This window comes from Cupriavidus sp. 2TAF22 (assembly GCF_052115045.1).
Classification (GTDB): domain Bacteria; phylum Pseudomonadota; class Gammaproteobacteria; order Burkholderiales; family Burkholderiaceae; genus Cupriavidus.
The window spans coordinates 81,656-98,557 of sequence record NZ_JBFRFX010000013.1 but is presented as its reverse complement, the minus strand read 5'-3'; the positions used below and the strand labels follow the sequence as shown (position 1 = coordinate 98,557).

Annotated in this window: 10 protein-coding genes; 7 read left to right on the top strand and 3 right to left on the bottom strand. The window is 66.8% G+C overall.

Annotated elements, in window-relative coordinates; translation table 11 throughout:
- Positions 1-85 precede the first annotated feature (85 nt).
- Positions 86-2,755 carry a LuxR C-terminal-related transcriptional regulator gene (locus AB4Z48_RS16850; RefSeq protein WP_441615888.1) on the bottom strand — a complete coding sequence of 890 codons (2,670 nt, stop codon included), beginning with the start codon at positions 2,753-2,755 and terminating at the stop codon, positions 86-88.
- 759 nt (positions 2,756-3,514) lie between these two features.
- Here AB4Z48_RS16850 and AB4Z48_RS16845 point away from each other — a divergent pair.
- The 3 genes from AB4Z48_RS16845 to AB4Z48_RS16835 all read left to right on the top strand — a co-directional run bounded on the left by AB4Z48_RS16845 (position 3,515) and on the right by AB4Z48_RS16835 (position 8,421).
- Complete coding sequence (locus tag AB4Z48_RS16845; RefSeq protein WP_441615886.1) at positions 3,515-6,628, top strand: ATP-binding protein; 3,114 nt, start codon at positions 3,515-3,517, stop codon at positions 6,626-6,628.
- A 121-nt stretch (positions 6,629-6,749) separates the two neighbouring features.
- Positions 6,750-8,135: an FAD-binding oxidoreductase gene (locus AB4Z48_RS16840; protein ID WP_441615884.1), complete on the top strand. Its 1,386-nt coding sequence runs from the start codon at positions 6,750-6,752 to the stop codon at positions 8,133-8,135.
- A gap of 103 nt (positions 8,136-8,238) precedes the next feature.
- A complete protein-coding gene (locus AB4Z48_RS16835) occupies positions 8,239-8,421 on the top strand; it encodes a hypothetical protein (protein WP_441615882.1) in 183 nt (60 codons plus the stop codon).
- Positions 8,422-8,634: 213 nt separating this feature from the next.
- Here the strand turns inward: AB4Z48_RS16835 and AB4Z48_RS16830 are convergent, their stop codons facing one another.
- Positions 8,635-9,603, bottom strand: a complete 969-nt coding sequence (locus AB4Z48_RS16830; RefSeq protein WP_441615880.1) for a LysR family transcriptional regulator — start codon at positions 9,601-9,603, stop codon at positions 8,635-8,637.
- 195 nt (positions 9,604-9,798) lie between these two features.
- Here AB4Z48_RS16830 and AB4Z48_RS16825 point away from each other — a divergent pair, with 195 nt between their 5' ends.
- A complete protein-coding gene (locus AB4Z48_RS16825; protein ID WP_441615878.1) occupies positions 9,799-11,211 on the top strand; it encodes a M20 family metallopeptidase in 1,413 nt (470 codons plus the stop codon).
- A gap of 45 nt (positions 11,212-11,256) precedes the next feature.
- On the opposite strand, the gene AB4Z48_RS16820 is transcribed toward AB4Z48_RS16825, so the two are convergent.
- On the bottom strand, positions 11,257-11,766 hold the full coding sequence (locus AB4Z48_RS16820) for an Lrp/AsnC family transcriptional regulator (RefSeq protein WP_441615876.1): 510 nt from the start codon (positions 11,764-11,766) through the stop codon (positions 11,257-11,259).
- Positions 11,767-11,989: 223 nt separating this feature from the next.
- Here AB4Z48_RS16820 and AB4Z48_RS16815 point away from each other — a divergent pair, with 223 nt between their 5' ends.
- The 3 genes from AB4Z48_RS16815 (at position 11,990) to mdeB (ending at position 16,880) form a co-directional block, all read left to right on the top strand.
- Complete coding sequence (locus tag AB4Z48_RS16815; protein ID WP_441615874.1) at positions 11,990-13,006, top strand: 1-aminocyclopropane-1-carboxylate deaminase; 1,017 nt, start codon at positions 11,990-11,992, stop codon at positions 13,004-13,006.
- A 150-nt stretch (positions 13,007-13,156) separates the two neighbouring features.
- Positions 13,157-14,146, top strand: coding sequence for a Bug family tripartite tricarboxylate transporter substrate binding protein (locus AB4Z48_RS16810; RefSeq protein ID WP_441615869.1), 990 nt, complete (start codon positions 13,157-13,159; stop codon positions 14,144-14,146).
- A 31-nt stretch (positions 14,147-14,177) separates the two neighbouring features.
- Positions 14,178-16,880: an alpha-ketoglutarate dehydrogenase gene (gene mdeB / locus AB4Z48_RS16805; RefSeq protein WP_441615867.1), complete on the top strand. Its 2,703-nt coding sequence runs from the start codon at positions 14,178-14,180 to the stop codon at positions 16,878-16,880.
- Positions 16,881-16,902 lie beyond the last annotated feature (22 nt).

The window sequence follows — 16,902 nt, the reverse complement described above, 5'->3', positions numbered from 1 at the left end:
CACCAGAGCGGCACCGCGATGAAGAGAGTGTGGACGGAGCGACGAAAAGAATCCCTACACCCGTGGTGTAGGAAGGCGTCCCGGCTTACCCCAGACGAGGCGCCTGCATCTCACGCAGCCGCGCCACGGCTTCATCGCGGCCGGTCACGCCGAGTTTGGCGTAGACATTGCGCAGGTGGTACTTCACCGTGTCGAGGGAAACATTGAGCACGCGGGCAATCTTCTTGTTCGGCATGGCCTGCGTGAGCAGCCCCAATACTTCGTTCTCACGGTCAGTGAGTGCGGCCAGTGTGCCGGGAAACGCGGGCCGTGGCGCCGTGGCGGGCTGGACGTCTCGCTCCGCCTCGTCGAGCAGTCGTTGCGCATAGAAGGCCAGGATGGGGTCGAGCGCAGGATCGTGGGCGACGTCTGCAATCGCTTCGGGAGCGCGCGGGGAGACGTCAAGCATGCTGCGAACGAGCCCAAGGCGATGACCGAGACGAAGCGCGGCCACCACATGGGTGCGTGCGGTCGCCGTGTTGAGCCGTCCGGCCTCGGCGATGGCCATCAGCATGTGCAGGCTTGCCACGCGACACCAGCGGCCGCCGGCTTCCGAAAGGCGGTGAAGCGGCGTGAGACGTGCCAGCGCCGCGTCGAAGTCATTCTGATGCAGGTGCATGGCGGTGGCAGCCAGATCGGCGCAGACACGCACTTCCCACGCCGTGCTGCGCGTGGCCTCCCGGTATCGGGTTGCCAGTGCCTCCAGGGCGCGCAATGCCGTGGCGCCATCGTGCATGTTCCCGGCTTCCAGATGGAACCTTACGCGCAGCCACCAGGCAGTGGCCAGCAAGCGGTCCGTCTGGCGACGTTGCGCGTAGCGTTCGAGCCGATCGAGGCAGGCGAGCGCTTCCTGGCGGCGTCCGGCCAGCCACCCGGCGCACGACAGTGTCTGCAGCGCGCGCAATACGGTGTCCGGAATGGAGATGCGCTCCAGCACATCGATGCGCCCGGCGAGCATCTGTGCCGCGGCGTCGAAGTCGTTCAGCTCGTACTGCGCCTCGCCCAGCAACGCTGCGGCCATGCATGCGACACCCGCGTAGGTGCGGCCCTGCTGCTCCGATTCGGCCAGCACGTCGCGCAGGATGCGCTCGGCCAGCAGGACTTCGCCTTCGGCAGCGTGCGTCATGCCCGCCATGCAGCGGCCCAGCAGGAGGCCGCGCGGCGCGCCGCCGCAGGGAGCGCCATCCTCGATCACCCGGCGTGCCTCGCCGTATTCGCCGCGATAGATGTGCATCCACGACAGGATGTTGCCGCGCCCGGTGAGCGTGAGATCGTCGGCGTCCCGGGGCACGCGGTGCAGCGTGGGCAAGAGGGCGGCGACGGCGTCGGGGTCATCGCGCACAAGCGCGATGCCGCCACGAAGGATGGCGAGCATGTAGGCCCGGCGCGCCCTGGACATCTCGGGCTGATCGGGCCACGCTTCCAGCCGCCGCAGGCTGCCTTCCAGGGCATCCGCTTCACCGGCGTACATGTGCAGGTAGGCCATCGCCAGTTCCAGGCGGAAGCGGGCGGCGATGGTGGCGGGCGGCAAGCGGCGCAGCAGCGTGGCAAGCTGGCTCAGTTCGCCAATCCTGAGCCGTTCGATGGCGCGCCGTTCCACCATGTCGGCCGCGGCTTCCAGGGCGCCCGCCCCAACGGCATGGGCTACCGCTTCTTCCACCAGTCCCTTTGCCGCAAACCAGTGCCAGGCGGCGGTGTGGATGGCCTCGCGCGCCTCCGCAGGCAGGTCCGCGGCGTGCGCATGCAGGACTTCGCGCAGCAGGGGATGCAGGCGATACCACGCGTCGTCGCCGGTGCCGTCACCGATACGGACCAGGAACAGCCCGTCCAGCGCGAGACCGGCAAGACGCCGGGCGATGTCCGGCCCGGTGTCGGGCGTGTCGAGCAGCGTCGCGCCAAGGGCGCCGCAGAAGCGGTCGCAGGCGGCCAGGCAGGTGAGCAGGTGGCGGTCGGCCGGGGCCAGTCGCACCAGCACCTCGCGCTCGAAATAGCTGGCAAAGCCTTCGGCGTCGCGCACATGGACCGGTACGTAGGCGCCGCCCTGCCGCGTCCGCATGTCCACCGCGAACAGTTGCAGGCCGGCGGGCCAGCCGTCTGTCAGCTCGTGGAGCCTGCTGGCATCCTGCGGGGTGACGGCGCCAAGCTGGTCAAGCAGGAATCGCGCTGACTCGGCTCCGGAAAAGCGCAGGTCACGCAGGTCGAAGCGCGCCGCCATCCCGCGCGCCTCCAGTCGGGCCAGCGACTGCGACACGGGTTCCGGCAGCGGCAGCCGTGAAGCCAGCGCGATATGCAATTGAGGCGGGGCATAGTCGAGCAGCCAGCGCAGTACGGCCAGCGCGCCCGGATCGCGCAGAACGTGGGCGTCGTCCAGCATCAGCACCAGTTCGCGGCGGTACATGGCAATGGCGCGTACTAGCGTGATCACGCAATGCTCGGCGGCGCCTGGCGTGCCGTCGCGGCCCGCGAGTAGCTGGGCATCGCTGACGAGGACTGGGTCCACCGCGGCCAGACTGGCGAGCAACGCATCGAAGAAGCTGACCGCATCGTCGTCATCGTGGGTCAGCGACAGCCATGCGACATCGTAGTCCAGTGACAGAAGCGACTGGCGCCAGGCGACCAGGCTGCTGGTCTTGGCGCTGCCCGCCGGCCCCTGGATTGTCACGCAACGCAGGCCGCGCGCCTCGGTCAGCCGCGCGGTGAGACGCGCACGCGGCATCAGGGGGCGGGCACTGCGCGGTGGCGTGAGCTTGCTTGGCGCAATGGGAGGCGGGACGGGAGCCGTCTGGGGCGGCGTGTCCGTCACGCATGCGGCTGGGGCCATGACAGAAAATCCTCGGGGAAAGCCGGACGGCGGTACGTGTTGCCCTGCGCGGGGCTGGGTGATTATAGGAACGGTCGGCCCCGGCCGGGGAAGCTCCTGCAGCATGCAACCCGATATGGGTGGGGAGATCAGGGAACATTGCCGGCAATACATCACAGGCTACAGGTGTCCGAAGACGGTTGCGTTCCGCGAGGCGCTGCCGCTATCCGGCGCGGGCAGATCTTGAAGCGTGAGCTGCGCGCCATTCTGATCCCATGATGCGGCGCACACACAGCGTTGGGGTTGAGGCGTCTAGCGCACCTGTCAGGCCGCGAATTCATCGGCCGATATCGCTTTCGTCCCGGTGCGACAAGCTTCGGCGGCGAGCGTAGTTCGCACTAGACTGAAGAACGCAGAACTGCCATCTGGGAAAAAATTCTTTGGGAGCGACCCTGCTGAGACGCACGACACGACGGCTGGCGCCTACCCGGAATGGCGCGCCGCCTCCGCCTCCGGAGTCCATCGACATCGCCCACGCGGAAGTCCGGTGCGTGCCTGCGCGATTACGCACGTTTGCCGGGTGCGTGCGCACCGCCATCGGCAGCCCGGCGTACCGTGACGCGTGGGCCGGCCTCCACGACGCCGCCGAAGTCGCCTGGATCACCGGTGACCAGCATGGCGCCTGAAACTCGCTACTCTGTCCGCCTGTTCGGCGAGTTCCATCTCGACGGCGCCGACGCGCCGATGCCTGACGCGAATTCTCCCCGCTTGCAGGCGCTGCTTGCCTATCTGATCTTGCATCGGGACGTGCCGCAGTCGCGCCAGCAGCTCGCCTTCCTGTTCTGGCCCGATTCCACGCAGGCGCAGGCACGCAACGCATTGCGTCAGCTCCTGTTTCATCTACGCAAGTCTTGGCCGCACGCAGCCAGTTTCGTCCACGCCGACGCGCAAATGGTGCGATGGTTGCCCGATTCCGCGTTCGATCTCGATGTTGCGCAGTTTCAGTCGGCCCTGGCCACCGCGGCGCGGGCCGCAAGCAACAACGACGCGGCCACCGAGGAGGAGTTCCTGGTGCGTGCCGCGGAACTGTATCGGGGCGACCTGCTAGCCAGTTGTTACGATGAATGGATCGCGCCGCAGCGCGAGCAGTTACGCGAAGCGTGCATCGCGGCGCTCGCGCGGCTCAGCCAGTTGAGCGAGGACAGGCGCGACTACGCCAAGGCGTTGAAGCACTCGCAGCAGTTGCAGCGGCTCGACCCGTTGCGCGAGCCCACCTATATGGCGTTGATGCGCCTGCATGCCCTGAATCACGATCATGCATCCGCGCTGCGCGCCTATCGCAACTGCGTTGAAACGTTCGCGCGCGAGCTGGGCATCGTGCCTGGTGAAGCCTTGCGCGCGGCCTATGCGCGTCTTGCTGCCCAGGCTGCGCCAACCCAGCGTCGACGCCCACGGGCCCCCATGCTATCGATGATCGGACGCCACGACGAATGGCGGCGGCTTCTCGAAGTGTGGCAGCGCGGCCAGCTTGGCGACAAGCAGTTCGCGCTGATCTCGGGCGAGGCCGGCATCGGCAAGTCGCGCCTGGCGGAGGAATTGCTCGTGCACCTTTCGGGCCAGGGCTTTACCACGGCGCACTCGCGCGCGTACGCGGCCGAGGGGCAGGTCGCGTTCGCGCCGGTCACCGGCTGCTTCTTCGAAGCGCTGGCGCGCGCCGTGCTGGCGAAAGACGGGCCGTTGCTGCTGCTGCTCGACGATTTGCAATGGTGTGACACCGAGACGCTCGAATGGCTACGCTTCCTGATGCGCTTCGACGTGAGCGCGAAGCTCCTCGTTGTCGCTACGGCGCGGCATGAGGACATCACGCCATTGCACGCCGTGAGCCGGCTGCTTGACGCCTTGCGGCGCGACGACCAGCTCACGGAGATGCTGCTGGGCGCACTGGATGCCGCCGAAACGGCGAAGATCGCGGCGCAGATCATCAATCGGCCGCTGGCCGATGCGGAGGCAACCCGCCTGTTCGAGGAAAGCGAAGGCAACCCCTTGTTCACGGTCGAGATGATGCGCGCCCGGTTCGATACCGCGACGGCTGGCGGGACGCCGCACGGCCCGGTCGCGAAGTTGCCGCCCAAGGTGTACACGGTGATCTCGAACCGGCTGGCGCAACTGTCGCCCGCCGCGCGCGATATCGTCGGCGTCGCGGCGATCATCGGGCGCGCGTTCACCGCCGATGTGCTGGCCCAGGCGAGCGACGTGCGCGAGCATGCCCTCACGGGAGCGCTGGACGAACTCTGGCAGCGAGGCATCGTGCGCCAGCCGGACAGCGGGGGCCTTGCCTTTGATTTCAGCCACGACAAGATCCGTGACGTGGCGTACGCCGAGGTCAGTCCGCTACAACGCCGCGGCCTGCATCAGCGCGTGGCACGCGCGCTCGAACAGGCGCCGGGCGATGAACTCGACGCCGCAAGCGCGCAGATTGCCGCGCATTACGAGCAGGCCGGCCTGCCAACCGACTCGGCCGCTTTCTATCGGCGCGCGGCCGGCGTTGCGCAGAGCGTGTACGCCTATGACGATGCGATTGCGCTGTTGCAGCGCGGGCTGGCGCAAGCCGATCAGATCGTCGATCCGCAGGAGCGCGCCCGGCAGTCGCTGGCATTGCAACTCGACCTTGCGCCGCCGATCCGGATTTCCCGTGGCTGGGCGGCACCGGAGCTCGACACGCCGCTGCGGCGTGCTGTGGAGCTCAGCAAACAGGCGGGCGACCTCGGCCAGCAGGCGCGCGCCCAGGTCAGCCTTGCCTTCTTTCTCGTCGTCAGTGCGGAGCTTGCCCAGGCGCGGAGCCTGAGCGAGGAACTCATCGCGGGATTGGGCACGCCGGGGTGGGGTACCTACGCGTCGATGGCATGGACCAACGTCATGGGGAGCCTGATCCAGCAGGGTGACTGGGTCGCGGCGGAGCCAGCGTATCAAAGCGCGCTCGGCGCCTATGACGAAACCCAGCACGCCGAGCATGTGTCGATGATGGGCGGCAACTTCGGCGTGCTGGCGTCGGCGTGGTCGGCCCATGGATTCTGGTTCGGCGGGCTCGCCGATCAAGCCCTGCGGCGTGGGCGCGAAGCGCTGGAGGTGGCAGACCGGCTGGCACATCCGTTCTCCCAGGCGCTGGCGCTGTCTTATCTTGCAACGCAGCATGCCCTGCGCCGGGAGCACGGGCTCACGCTTCACTACGCCCGCCAGGCTCGTTCGATCGCCGCTCAGTACCACGTCGGCTACTACCTCGCCTGGGCTGACGTGCTGCTCGCCTGGGCCAATGCAAAGCAGGCGCCCGGCGCCGACGCCGTGGCGGCCATGCAGGTGGCGATCGAGGGCTTTCATGCCACCGGCGCGCGCCTGCGGCTGCCGCTGTATCTCGGCATGCTGGCGGAATGCCTGGGTGACGTGGGCGAGACTGAGGCCGCGCTTGCGGCGTTGGATCAGGCACTCGACCATGCGCAGCACACTGGCGAGCACTGGCTGGACGCGGAGCTCTATCGCCTGCGTGGCGAATTGCTGTTGCACCGCAGCGCCAACCTGGGCGAAGCCGAATCGTCGCTGATCAAGGCGGTCGAGATCGCTGCCGCCCAGCGGGCGCGCCCGCTCGAGCTGCGCGCCGCGCTGTCGCTGGCGGCGTTGCGCGAGCCACGGGAGGGTATCGGCGCGCGCCGGGTGGTCGAGTCGCCGCTCGCCCGGTTCACCGAAGGCTTCGACCAGCCTGACATCGTGCGGGCGCGCGCGTTACTGGCGCGTTAGTCATGGTCTGGCCGGTCCGGGCCAGCCGCGCCGGAGACTGGCGCATATAACGGCGCGCCTAACGCCCTCCAAACGCCGAGGTTGATACAACTCCTGCATACCAACCGGACAGGAGGCAACCATGGAAGGGGCTCTGAGTGAAACCGTCGCCACCGCGCTGAAGCCGCATTTCCGCGGGCAACTGATTCAGCCTGGCGATGCGGCCTATGAGCAGGCACGCGCGGTGTACAACGGCATGATCGACAAGCGTCCGGCACTGATCGCGCGCTGCACCGATGTCGCGGACGTCATTGCGGCGGTGAACGCCGCGCGCGACGGCGCAATGCTGCTGGCTGTGCGTGGCGGTGCGCACAATGGCGCGGGGCTCGGTACATGCGATGGCGGACTGGTGGTCGACCTCTCGCCGATGAAAGGCGTGTTTGTCGATCCGAAGCGCAACACCATCCGGGTTGGTGGCGGCTGCACCTGGGGTGACGTGGACCACGCCGCCAGCGCCTATGGACTGGCGACGCCGAGCGGCTTCATCTCGACCACGGGCGTAGGCGGGCTGACGCTCGGCGGGGGCATCGGCTACCTTAGCCGCGCCTACGGCCTGACGATCGATAACCTGCTCAGCGCCGAGGTCGTCCTGGCCGACGGGCGACTGGTCAACGCCAGCAGCGACGAGAACGCGGACCTGTTCTGGGCGCTGCGCGGCGGTGGCGGCAACTTCGGCGTGGTCACCTCGTTCGAGTTCAAGGCCCATCCCGTCGGCACGGTCTACGGCGGCCCGATGCTGTGGCCGATGGACCAGGCGCGAGCGTTGATGAAGTGGTGGCGCGATTTCATCCTGACGGCGCCGCAGGACATCAATGGCTGGTTCGGCTTTGTGACGGTGCCGCCCGGGCCGCCGTTCCCCGAGTCCGTGCACCTGCAGAAGATGTGCGCCGTGGTGTGGTGCTACACGGGCCCGCTCGATCAGGCCGAAGCGCGCTTCAAGCCGATTCGCGACGCCATGCCGCCGGCGGTGGATTTTGCCGGGCCCATTCCATGGCCGGTCTTGCAGAGCCTGTTCGACGCCCTGTATCCGCCTGGCCTGCAGTGGTACTGGAAAGCCGACTTCGTGAGCGACCTCAGCGACAAGGCCATCGACCTGCACATCAAGTACGGGCACCAGTTGCCGTCCATGCACTCGACCATGCACCTGTATCCCATCAACGGCGCGGCGCATCGCGCGGGCCCCGGTGACACCGCGTTCAGCTACCGCGATGCGAGCTTCGCCAGCGTGATCGTCGGCGTCGATCCCGACCCGGCCAACAACGACCGCATCGTGCAGTGGGCCAGGGACTACTGGCTGGCGTTGCATCCGCACTCGGCTGGCGGCGGCTACATCAACATGATGATGGACGAAGGCAACGACAACGTGAAGGCGGCCTATCGCGACAACTATGTGCGACTGGCGGAGATCAAGCGCAAGTACGACCCGGCAAACCTGTTCCGCGTGAACCAGAACATCAGGCCCGCGTGAGGGTGGGCCGAAGGTTGCGACTGCTGAAAGCATTGTGGGACTCGCCGCCCTGATTCCCGGCGACTCCCGCTCCCTTGCCTGCCGGAATCGCGAGGAGATGTTCATGAGCAAGCTGTTTTGCGCGGGGCTCGCAGCCCTGGCGCTTCTCGCTGCCTGCACTGACGCCGGGAGGAGCGTGGACTGTGCCGGCAGCATATCGATGGGTGGCGCGAGTGCGATGATGGATGATGTTGCCGCGGCTTTCCCGATGAACGGCGGGCAGTTTTCCCTCTATCTGATGCGATAGGCCAGGCCCCGCGGGAGGCCAATAAAGAAGGCGTGCCGACCACCGCGTGCCGACCACCGCGTGCCGACCACCGGTTATGCCTCGATGAATACCGATTCTCCCGCCATCCTGTCCGGCGTCTTCGACCGCCGGAATTTCGGCGACCTCCTGCTGGCGCAAGTGACGGGGCGCCTGCTGGCCGAGGCTTCTCATCATTCGCTGCGCTCGCCGCATTTATCCGGCTTTGCCGGTTGTCAACGCACCCAGGGCTTCGCACCCGATGCCACCGGGGCTCGATAGCATCGCGATCAGGAAATCCCGGAACACGCGCACCACTTCCGCGTGGGTCCTGCCCTGCAAGGTCTGGACTTCGATGCTGCGCTCGCTCATCGCCCGGTCCCGGATGGGAATGGCGCACAAGCCGCGTTCCTCCAGCAGCAGGCGCACCGAGACTTCGCTCGCCAGCGTGACGGCATCGTTGAGCCGCGCGAAGTTCAGCAGGGTCTCGACGTAGTTGCTGGTGAGTATCGGGTCGACCGTCACGCGCTGCCGGATGCAGGCGATGTCGAACACCTGGCGCACGGTGGTATCCGTGTCGGGCAGGGCCATCGGATAACCCTGCAGCTGGGACAAGGTGACCTGCCTGGACTTCGCCAGGGGATGGTCGGCGCGCATGATGGCAAGGCCGGGGGCCGGCTGGCGATGCTCCACCTTGACATCCTTCTGCCCGATACGGCTGTAGTTGAAGACCATGCCAATATCGCATTCGCCCTGGCGCACGCGGCGGGTGACTTCGGCCGGCGCATCCACCGAGAGCTGGAAGCGGATGCCGCGATACTTTGCGCGGAACGCCTCGATGACGCTCGGCAGGAACTGGATGGCGAAGCCTTCCGAGCTGGCGATGCGGACATGGCCGGAGCCCAGTCCTTGCAACGCCAGCACGTCGGCCACGACCCGTTCTGCCTCGAAGCTGGCCTTGCGGGCATGCGCGGCCAGCAGCTCGCCCGCGGCGCTGAGGACCATGCCCCGCGGCCGGCGCTCGAACAGGACCACCTCCAGGGCTTCCTCCAGGCCGGCAATCTGGCGGCTGACGGCGGAGCCCGCGACATTCAGGTGCGACGCCGCCTCGCTGATCGAGCCGCAACGGACCACTTCCAGGAAATAGCGCAGCGCAGTGCTCTGCAAGCGATGGGACTGGGGCACGGGTTCTCCGGCTGGATGGATGGGATTGCGCGGCTTGCACGGTTTGCGCGGTTTGCATGGTTTGCGAAAAAGGCAAACCAGGCATCTGAATTCTATGCTTTTCGCAATGTTTGCAAGGCACTAGGATTCAACGTCGCCGCCCGGGAAGGCACCCGGTGCGAGCGATTCGCGCAACGTTGGAAGGAATGCACAGACATGAGCCGAACACAAGCCGTCGAACTCGCGGCCCGCTACTTTGACGACGGCAGCTTCGAGCAGGTGCTCCGCCAACGCGTGGCGATGCGCACGGAAAGCCAGAATCCCGCCAGTGCCGCCATCCTTGCGGTCTACCTGACCGATGCGATCGGGCCGCAGCTCGATCGCCTTGGCTTCACGTGGAAGCTCGTCGACAACCCCGTCCCCGGCGGGGGGCCGTTCATGCTGGCGCACCGGCTGGAACCCGAGGCCGCCTTCACCATGCTGACCTACGGCCACGGCGATGTGGTGCGCGGGCAGGATGCGCAATGGCGGCCCGGGCTTGCCCCCTGGGAGGTGACGCTTGACGGTGACCGCTGGTATGGCCGCGGCACGGCCGACAACAAAGGCCAGCACACCATCAACCTGGCCGCGCTGGCCCAGGTGCTGGCGCTGCGCGAGGGCAGGCTCGGCTACAACGTCAAGATGATCCTCGAGATGGGGGAGGAAACCGGCTCGCCTGGCTTGCGGGAAGTGTGCGCAACGTACGCGGACGAACTGGCGGCGGACGTGTTCATCGCCTCGGACGGGCCGCGCGTGGCCGCCGGGCGGCCAACGATCTTCCTGGGGTCGCGCGGGTTCTGCAACTTCCGGCTTGCCGTCAACCTGCGCGAAGGCGCGCATCACTCCGGCAACTGGGGCGGCCTGCTGAGCAACGCCGGCACGCGGCTTGCGCATGCGATCGCCAGCGTGGTGGATGCCAAGGGCAGGGTGCTGGTGCGCGGGCTGTTGCCCGACGGGCTGCCGGACAACGTCCGGGCGGCACTGTGCACCATCGAGGTTGGTGGTGGCCCGGCCGATCCCGGGATCGATCCCGGCTGGGGCGAGCCCGGCTTGTCGCCTGCCGAACGCGTGTATGGATGGAACACGTTCGAAGTGCTGGCCTTCAAGACCGGGAATCCCGATGCCCCGGTGGGGGCGATTCCCGGCCATGCGTTCGCCCTGTGCCAGATCCGTTTTGTGGTGGGCAGCGACAGTGCCGGCTTCATGCACCACCTGCGCGAGCACCTGGACGCCCATGGCTTCCAGGATGTGGAGGTCCGGCCGGATGGCGAACCGATGCAGGCAACCCGCCTGGATCCGGACGATGCCTGGGTGCGGTGGGCCCTGGCGTCCGTGCAGCGCACCACGGGCGAGCCGCCGGCGTTGCTGCCGAACTTCGGCGGGTCGCTGCCCAACGATGTGTTTGCGCACGTGCTGGGCTTGCCCACGCTCTGGTTCCCGCATTCGTATCCCGCCTGCAGCCAGCATGCGCCCAACGAGCACCTGCTGGGTAGCGTGGCCAGGCAGGCGCTGCAGGTCATGGCGGGGGTGTTCTGGGATCTTGCCGAAGGCGGCGGCGCCATTGCCGGCAGCCGGCCGCGCGGCGCGTGAGGGGACGGCGGCGGCCGGTGCGCGCCTTGCCGCGCCCGTGGCGCTTCAGATCGGAAACTGCGTTGTCGACAGCACCTGCTTGAGCACCATGAACGAGCGGATCTGGCGGACCCCCGGCAGGTAAAGCAGCTGCTCCGCATGGAGGCGATTGAAGCTCTCGCTGTCCTTGGTGCGCAGCATCATGAAGTAGTCAAACTCACCCGTGACGACATGACACTCCATGCATCCCGACACCTTCTGGGCAGCCTTCTCGAACTCCGAGAAGGATTCCGGCGTGGAGCGGTCCAGCACCACGCCGATCATCACCAGCATGCCGGCGTCCAGCGCGGCCGGGTTCAGCAGCGCCACGATGCCGCGAATCAGGCCGAGTTCCTTGAGCCGCTCCACGCGACGCAGGCAGGCCGGCGGGCTCAGGCTGACCTTGGCCGCGAGTGCCACGTTCGAGATGGACGCGTCGCGCTGAAGTGCCCGCAGGATGGCTTTATCGGTGCGATCCAATGCCTCGGAAAGTGGCACGAGATGCTCGGATTTGGTGCGCAGTTTTGTTTCGTCCATGATGGTTTACAAAAAATAAAGCGACAAAAATCGGCTGTTGATATTTTTTATCGTGCACAAATATGGCTATTTTTGCAACCACGTTTCGTGCATTTTTTTCTAGGATTGAGTCCGTCGCAGCATCAACGAAAGGTGGTTCCACATGCCCGTGTTCTTCGCCAGCCTTGATGCATGGATTCCCGCCCCTGTCCCAGGAAAACCAGAAACCCAAGGAGTTGCCAGCATGAATCTCAAGCGCTTTCCCCGCCACCAACTGACGTTCGGCCCCACGCCCATCCAACCGCTCAAGCGCCTGAGCGCGCATCTCGGCGGCAAGGTCGACCTCTATGCCAAGCGCGAAGACTGCAACAGCGGCCTGGCGTTCGGCGGCAACAAGACGCGCAAGCTCGAGTACATCATTCCGGACGCGCTTGCCCAGGGCTGCGACACGCTCGTCTCCATCGGCGGCATCCAGTCGAACCAGACGCGCCAGGTGGCGGCCGTGGCGGCGCATCTCGGCCTGAAGTGCGTGCTGGTGCAGGAAGACTGGGTGAATTACTCCGATGCCGTCTATGACCGCGTTGGCAATATCCAGATGTCTCGCATCATGGGCGCGGACGTGCGCCTGGTCAGCGATGGCTTTGATATCGGGATCCGCAAGAGCTGGGAAGAGGCCATGGAAAGCGTGCGCCAGGCGGGCGGCAAGCCCTACCCGATTCCGGCGGGGTGTTCCGAGCACCCGCTGGGCGGCCTGGGTTTCGTGGGCTTCGCGGAAGAAGTGCGCGCGCAGGAAGCGGAACTCGGCTTCAAGTTCGACTACGTCGTGGTCTGCTCGGTGACCGGCAGCACGCAGGCCGGCATGGTGGTCGGCTTCGCCGCCGATGGCCGGGCCAACCGCGTGATCGGCATCGACGCATCGGCCAAGCCGGAGCAGACCCGGGCGCAGATCCTGCGCATTGCCAGGAACACCGCGCACCTGGTGGACCTGGGCCGCGATATCACCGACGACGACGTGGTGCTCGACACGCGCTACGGCGGGCCGGAGTATGGCTTGCCCTCCGAAGAGACGCTCGAAGCCATCCGGATGAGCGCCAAGTTCGAAGGCATGATGACCGACCCGGTCTACGAAGGGAAATCGATGCAGGGCATGATCGACCTGGTCCGCCGCGGCGAATTCCCGGAAGGCTCCAAGGTGCTCTACGCCCACCTGGGTGGCGCTCCGGCGCTGAGCGCCTACAGCTTCCTGTTCCGGAACGGCTGATCCGGCACGATGGCTGCACCCTGATGCCGGTGGTGCAACGCCGGCATCAGGGGGCGCTTGTCCGGCAAAGCCCCCGGTCTCGTCTTGCTCCCTGTCAGCTTCCTGTTTGCCCCCCGTTTGCCCCCCGTCGCTCAATCACAGGAGTAGCGCATGAACGTCGTTTCACGAAGCGTTTCGATGGCGGTGAAGGCGCTGTCGCTGTTGGGCATCGCCATGTGCGCCGCGCATGCGCAGCCCCAGGGATATCCCGCCAGGCCTGTCGTGCTGGTCGTGCCGTTTCCGCCGGGCGGGGCGGTAGACATCATGGGACGACTGGTTGGCAAGAAGCTGGGCGACCGCCTCGGCCAGCCCGTGGTCATCGAGAACCGCGCGGGCGCCGGCACCATCGTTGGCGCCGGCTATGTGGCAAAGGCCGCGCCCGACGGCTACACGCTGTTCATCAGTTCAGGCTCGACCTTCACGGTCAATCCCGCCATCAATGCGAATCTGCCATACGATCCGGTGAAAAGCTTCGAGCCGATCGGCCTGGTCGCGCGGGTGCCCTTGATCCTGCTGGCCAATCGCGATGTCCCGGTGGACAACCTCAAGCAGATGATGGCGACGGTGAAGGCCGCGCCGGGGAAATACGCCTACGGCTCGTTCGGCAATGGCACCACCGGCCATTTCGCGGGCGAGATGATCCTGGGCGCCACAGGCATGCAGCTCCAGCACATCCCCTACAAGGGTAGCGCCCCGGCCATTGCCGACCTGATCGGAGGCCAGATCCCCTTCTCGGTCGACACCATCGCGGCATCGCTTCCACATATCCGCAGCGGCAAGATCAAGGCGATCGCGGTCGCGGGCGCCAGGCGCGCGACGCTGCTGCCGGAGGTGCCCACCGTCGCGGAAACCGGCTTCCCGGGCTTCGATGCGGATTCATGGGTGGCGATCGCGGCCCCGCGCGGCTTGCCGCCCGATGTCAGGTCACGGCTGGAGAAGGCCCTGGCGCAGACCATGAAAGACCACGAGATCCAGGAAAAACTGGTGGCCAACGGCCTGGAGCCCTCCTATGCAACGCCGGAGCAGGTCAGCGCCATGATCGACAAGGACCTGCCGCGCATGCGGGCCATTGCCCAGAAGGCTGGCATCCAGGCAAATTGAGCCGGGCGGTTGCCGGCGGGAGGGTTTGAAGATGGCATCTCGTAACCGATTCGGCGCCATCCTGGCGAGCGCTCCGATTGTGCAGGCGGATCCGCAGGAGCTGCAGGAGTGGTGCGACGCGCTCGATGGCGTGTTGTCGGCCTGGGGCCCGGAGCAGGGCAGGGAGCGCGCCTGCGCCATCCTGGATGCGTTGCTGGCGCATGCCGGCAAGCATCGGTTGCAGTGGCGGCCGGAACAGGCCACGCCGTACCTGAACACGATCCCGGTCGAAGCGCAACCGGCCTATCCCGGCGACCTGGCGATGGAGCGGCGCCTGTCGGCGATCCTGCGCTGGAACGCGCTTGCCATGGTGGTGCGCGCCAACCAGGCGCATGGCGAGCTCGGCGGCCACATCGCGAGCTATGCCTCGGCGGCAGACCTGTTCGAGGTGGGTTATCAGCATTTCTTCCGCGGCCCCGGTGCCGCGCAAGGCGGGGACCTCGTCTTTTTCCAGCCGCATTCGGCGCCCGGCGTCTATGCGCGTGCTTTCCTGGAAGGCCGGCTGGACGAAGCGTCGCTGTGCCACTACCGGCAAGAGATCGTTGCAGAAGGCAAAGGGATTCGCGGCCTGAGTTCTTACCCGCATCCATACCTGATGCCGGACTTCTGGCAGTTTCCGACCGGGTCGATGGGCATCGGCCCGCTCAACGCCATCTACCAGGCGCGTTTCATGCGCTACCTGGAAAACCGGGGCTTGAAAGCGACCAGCGAGCGCCGGGTCTGGGGCTTCTTCGGCGATGGCGAAATGGACGAGCCGGAGTCGATCGCAGCACTGACGCTAGCCGCCCGGGAAAAGCTGGATAACTGCACGTTCGTCATCAACTGCAATCTCCAGCGCCTGGACGGGCCGGTGCGCGGCAACGGGCGCATTGTCGATGAGCTCGAGGCCTTGTTCGCGGGGGCAGGATGGCATGTCGTCAAGTGCTTGTGGGGGTCGGAGTGGGACGCGCTGCTGGCGCGTGACCACGATCACGCCATCAGCCGCGCGTTCGCGCAGACCGTGGATGGAGAATTCCAGACGCTCTCGGCCAACGATGGCGCGTTCAATCGCGAGAACTTCTTCAGCAAGACGCCGGCGCTGCGCGCGCTGGTGGCGCATCTGTCCAACGACGAGATCGACCGCCTGCGCCGGGGCGGGCACGATCCGGTGAAGATCTACGCGGCATTTGCCGACGCCGCCAGGCGCAACGGGCGTCCCTGCGTGGTACTGGCCAAGACCATGAAAGGCTACGGCATGGGCGCCATCGCGCAAGGCCGGATGACCACGCACCAGCAAAAGAAGCTCGGCCCCGAGGATCTGCTCGCGTTCAGGGACCGCTTCCAGTTGCCGCTGACCGACGAACAGGTGGCCCAGGCCGCGTTCTACCGCCCGGCGCAGGACAGCCCCGAGATTCGCTACCTGCAAGCCAGGCGCGCCGCCCTCGGCGGCTATCTTCCCGCGCGCCATCCCGGCGCCGGCCCGTTGCCGGTGCCCGGGCTGGACAAGACCGCCGCGTTCGCCCTGCATGCCAATGGCAAGGCCATGAGCTCCACCATGGCGCTGGTGCGGTACCTCGGCGCCTTGCTCAAGGATCCTGTGCTGGGCCCGCGGATCGTCCCGATCGTCGCCGACGAAGCGCGGACGTTCGGCATGGCGAACCTGTTCCGCCAGGTCGGCATCTACGCGCCGTTCGGCCAGCTTTACCAGCCGGAGGATTCGGCATCGATGCTGTCGTACCGGGAGGTCAAGGATGGGCAGATACTGGAGGAGGGCATCACGGAGGCCGGCGCGCTGTCGTCGTGGACGGCGGCGGCCACCAGCTATTCCACGCATGGCGTCACGATGCTGCCGTTCTATATCTACTACAGCATGTTCGGCTTCCAGCGCGTGGGTGACCTGATCTGGGCCGCCGCCGACCAGCGCGCACGCGGGTTCCTGATCGGCGCCACCTCGGGGCGCACCACCCTGGGCGGCGAGGGCCTGCAGCACCAGGACGGCACGAGCCACCTGGCGGCATCGACCATTCCCAACTGCCGCGCCTACGATCCGGCCTTTGCGGGGGAACTGGCGGTCATCGTCGACCATGGCATGCGGCGCATGGCCAGCGAACAGGCCGACGAGTTCTATTACGTCACCGTCACCAATGAAAGCGTCGAGAACCCGAGCCTGCCAGCCGACGCGCATGAAGGCGTGGTGCGGGGCATGTACCTGCTGCGGCGTGGCGCAGCGTTCGACCACCGCGTGCAGTTGTTCGGCAGCGGGGCAATCATGGGCGAAGTCCTGAAGGCGGCGCGCCTGCTCGAGCAGGTGCATGGCATTGCCGCCGATGTCTGGAGCGTGACCAGCTATATCGAGCTGGCGCGCGAAGGGGTGGAACGCGAACGCCTGTGGCGCCATGGCACCATTGCCGCAGTCGATAGCTGGTTCGGGCGGCAGCTCGGGGCGGGCAGCGGTCCGATCGTCGCCGCGACCGACTATGTCCGCGCGCTGCCGGAGCTGGTGCGTGCCTTCGTGCCGCCGGGGCGCCGCTATGTGACGCTGGGCACCGATGGCTTCGGGCGAAGCGATTCGCGGGCGGCGCTGCGCCGCTATTTCGAGGTCGATGCCGCGGCCATCGTCCAGGCCAGCCTGGCGGCGATGGCGGAGATCGTCGCGGGGGAGCTGGCTCGCGAGAAGCAGCACCTGGCTGACGTGATTTCCCTGGCGTCGATCTAGCTATCGACCACGCCGGCCTTGC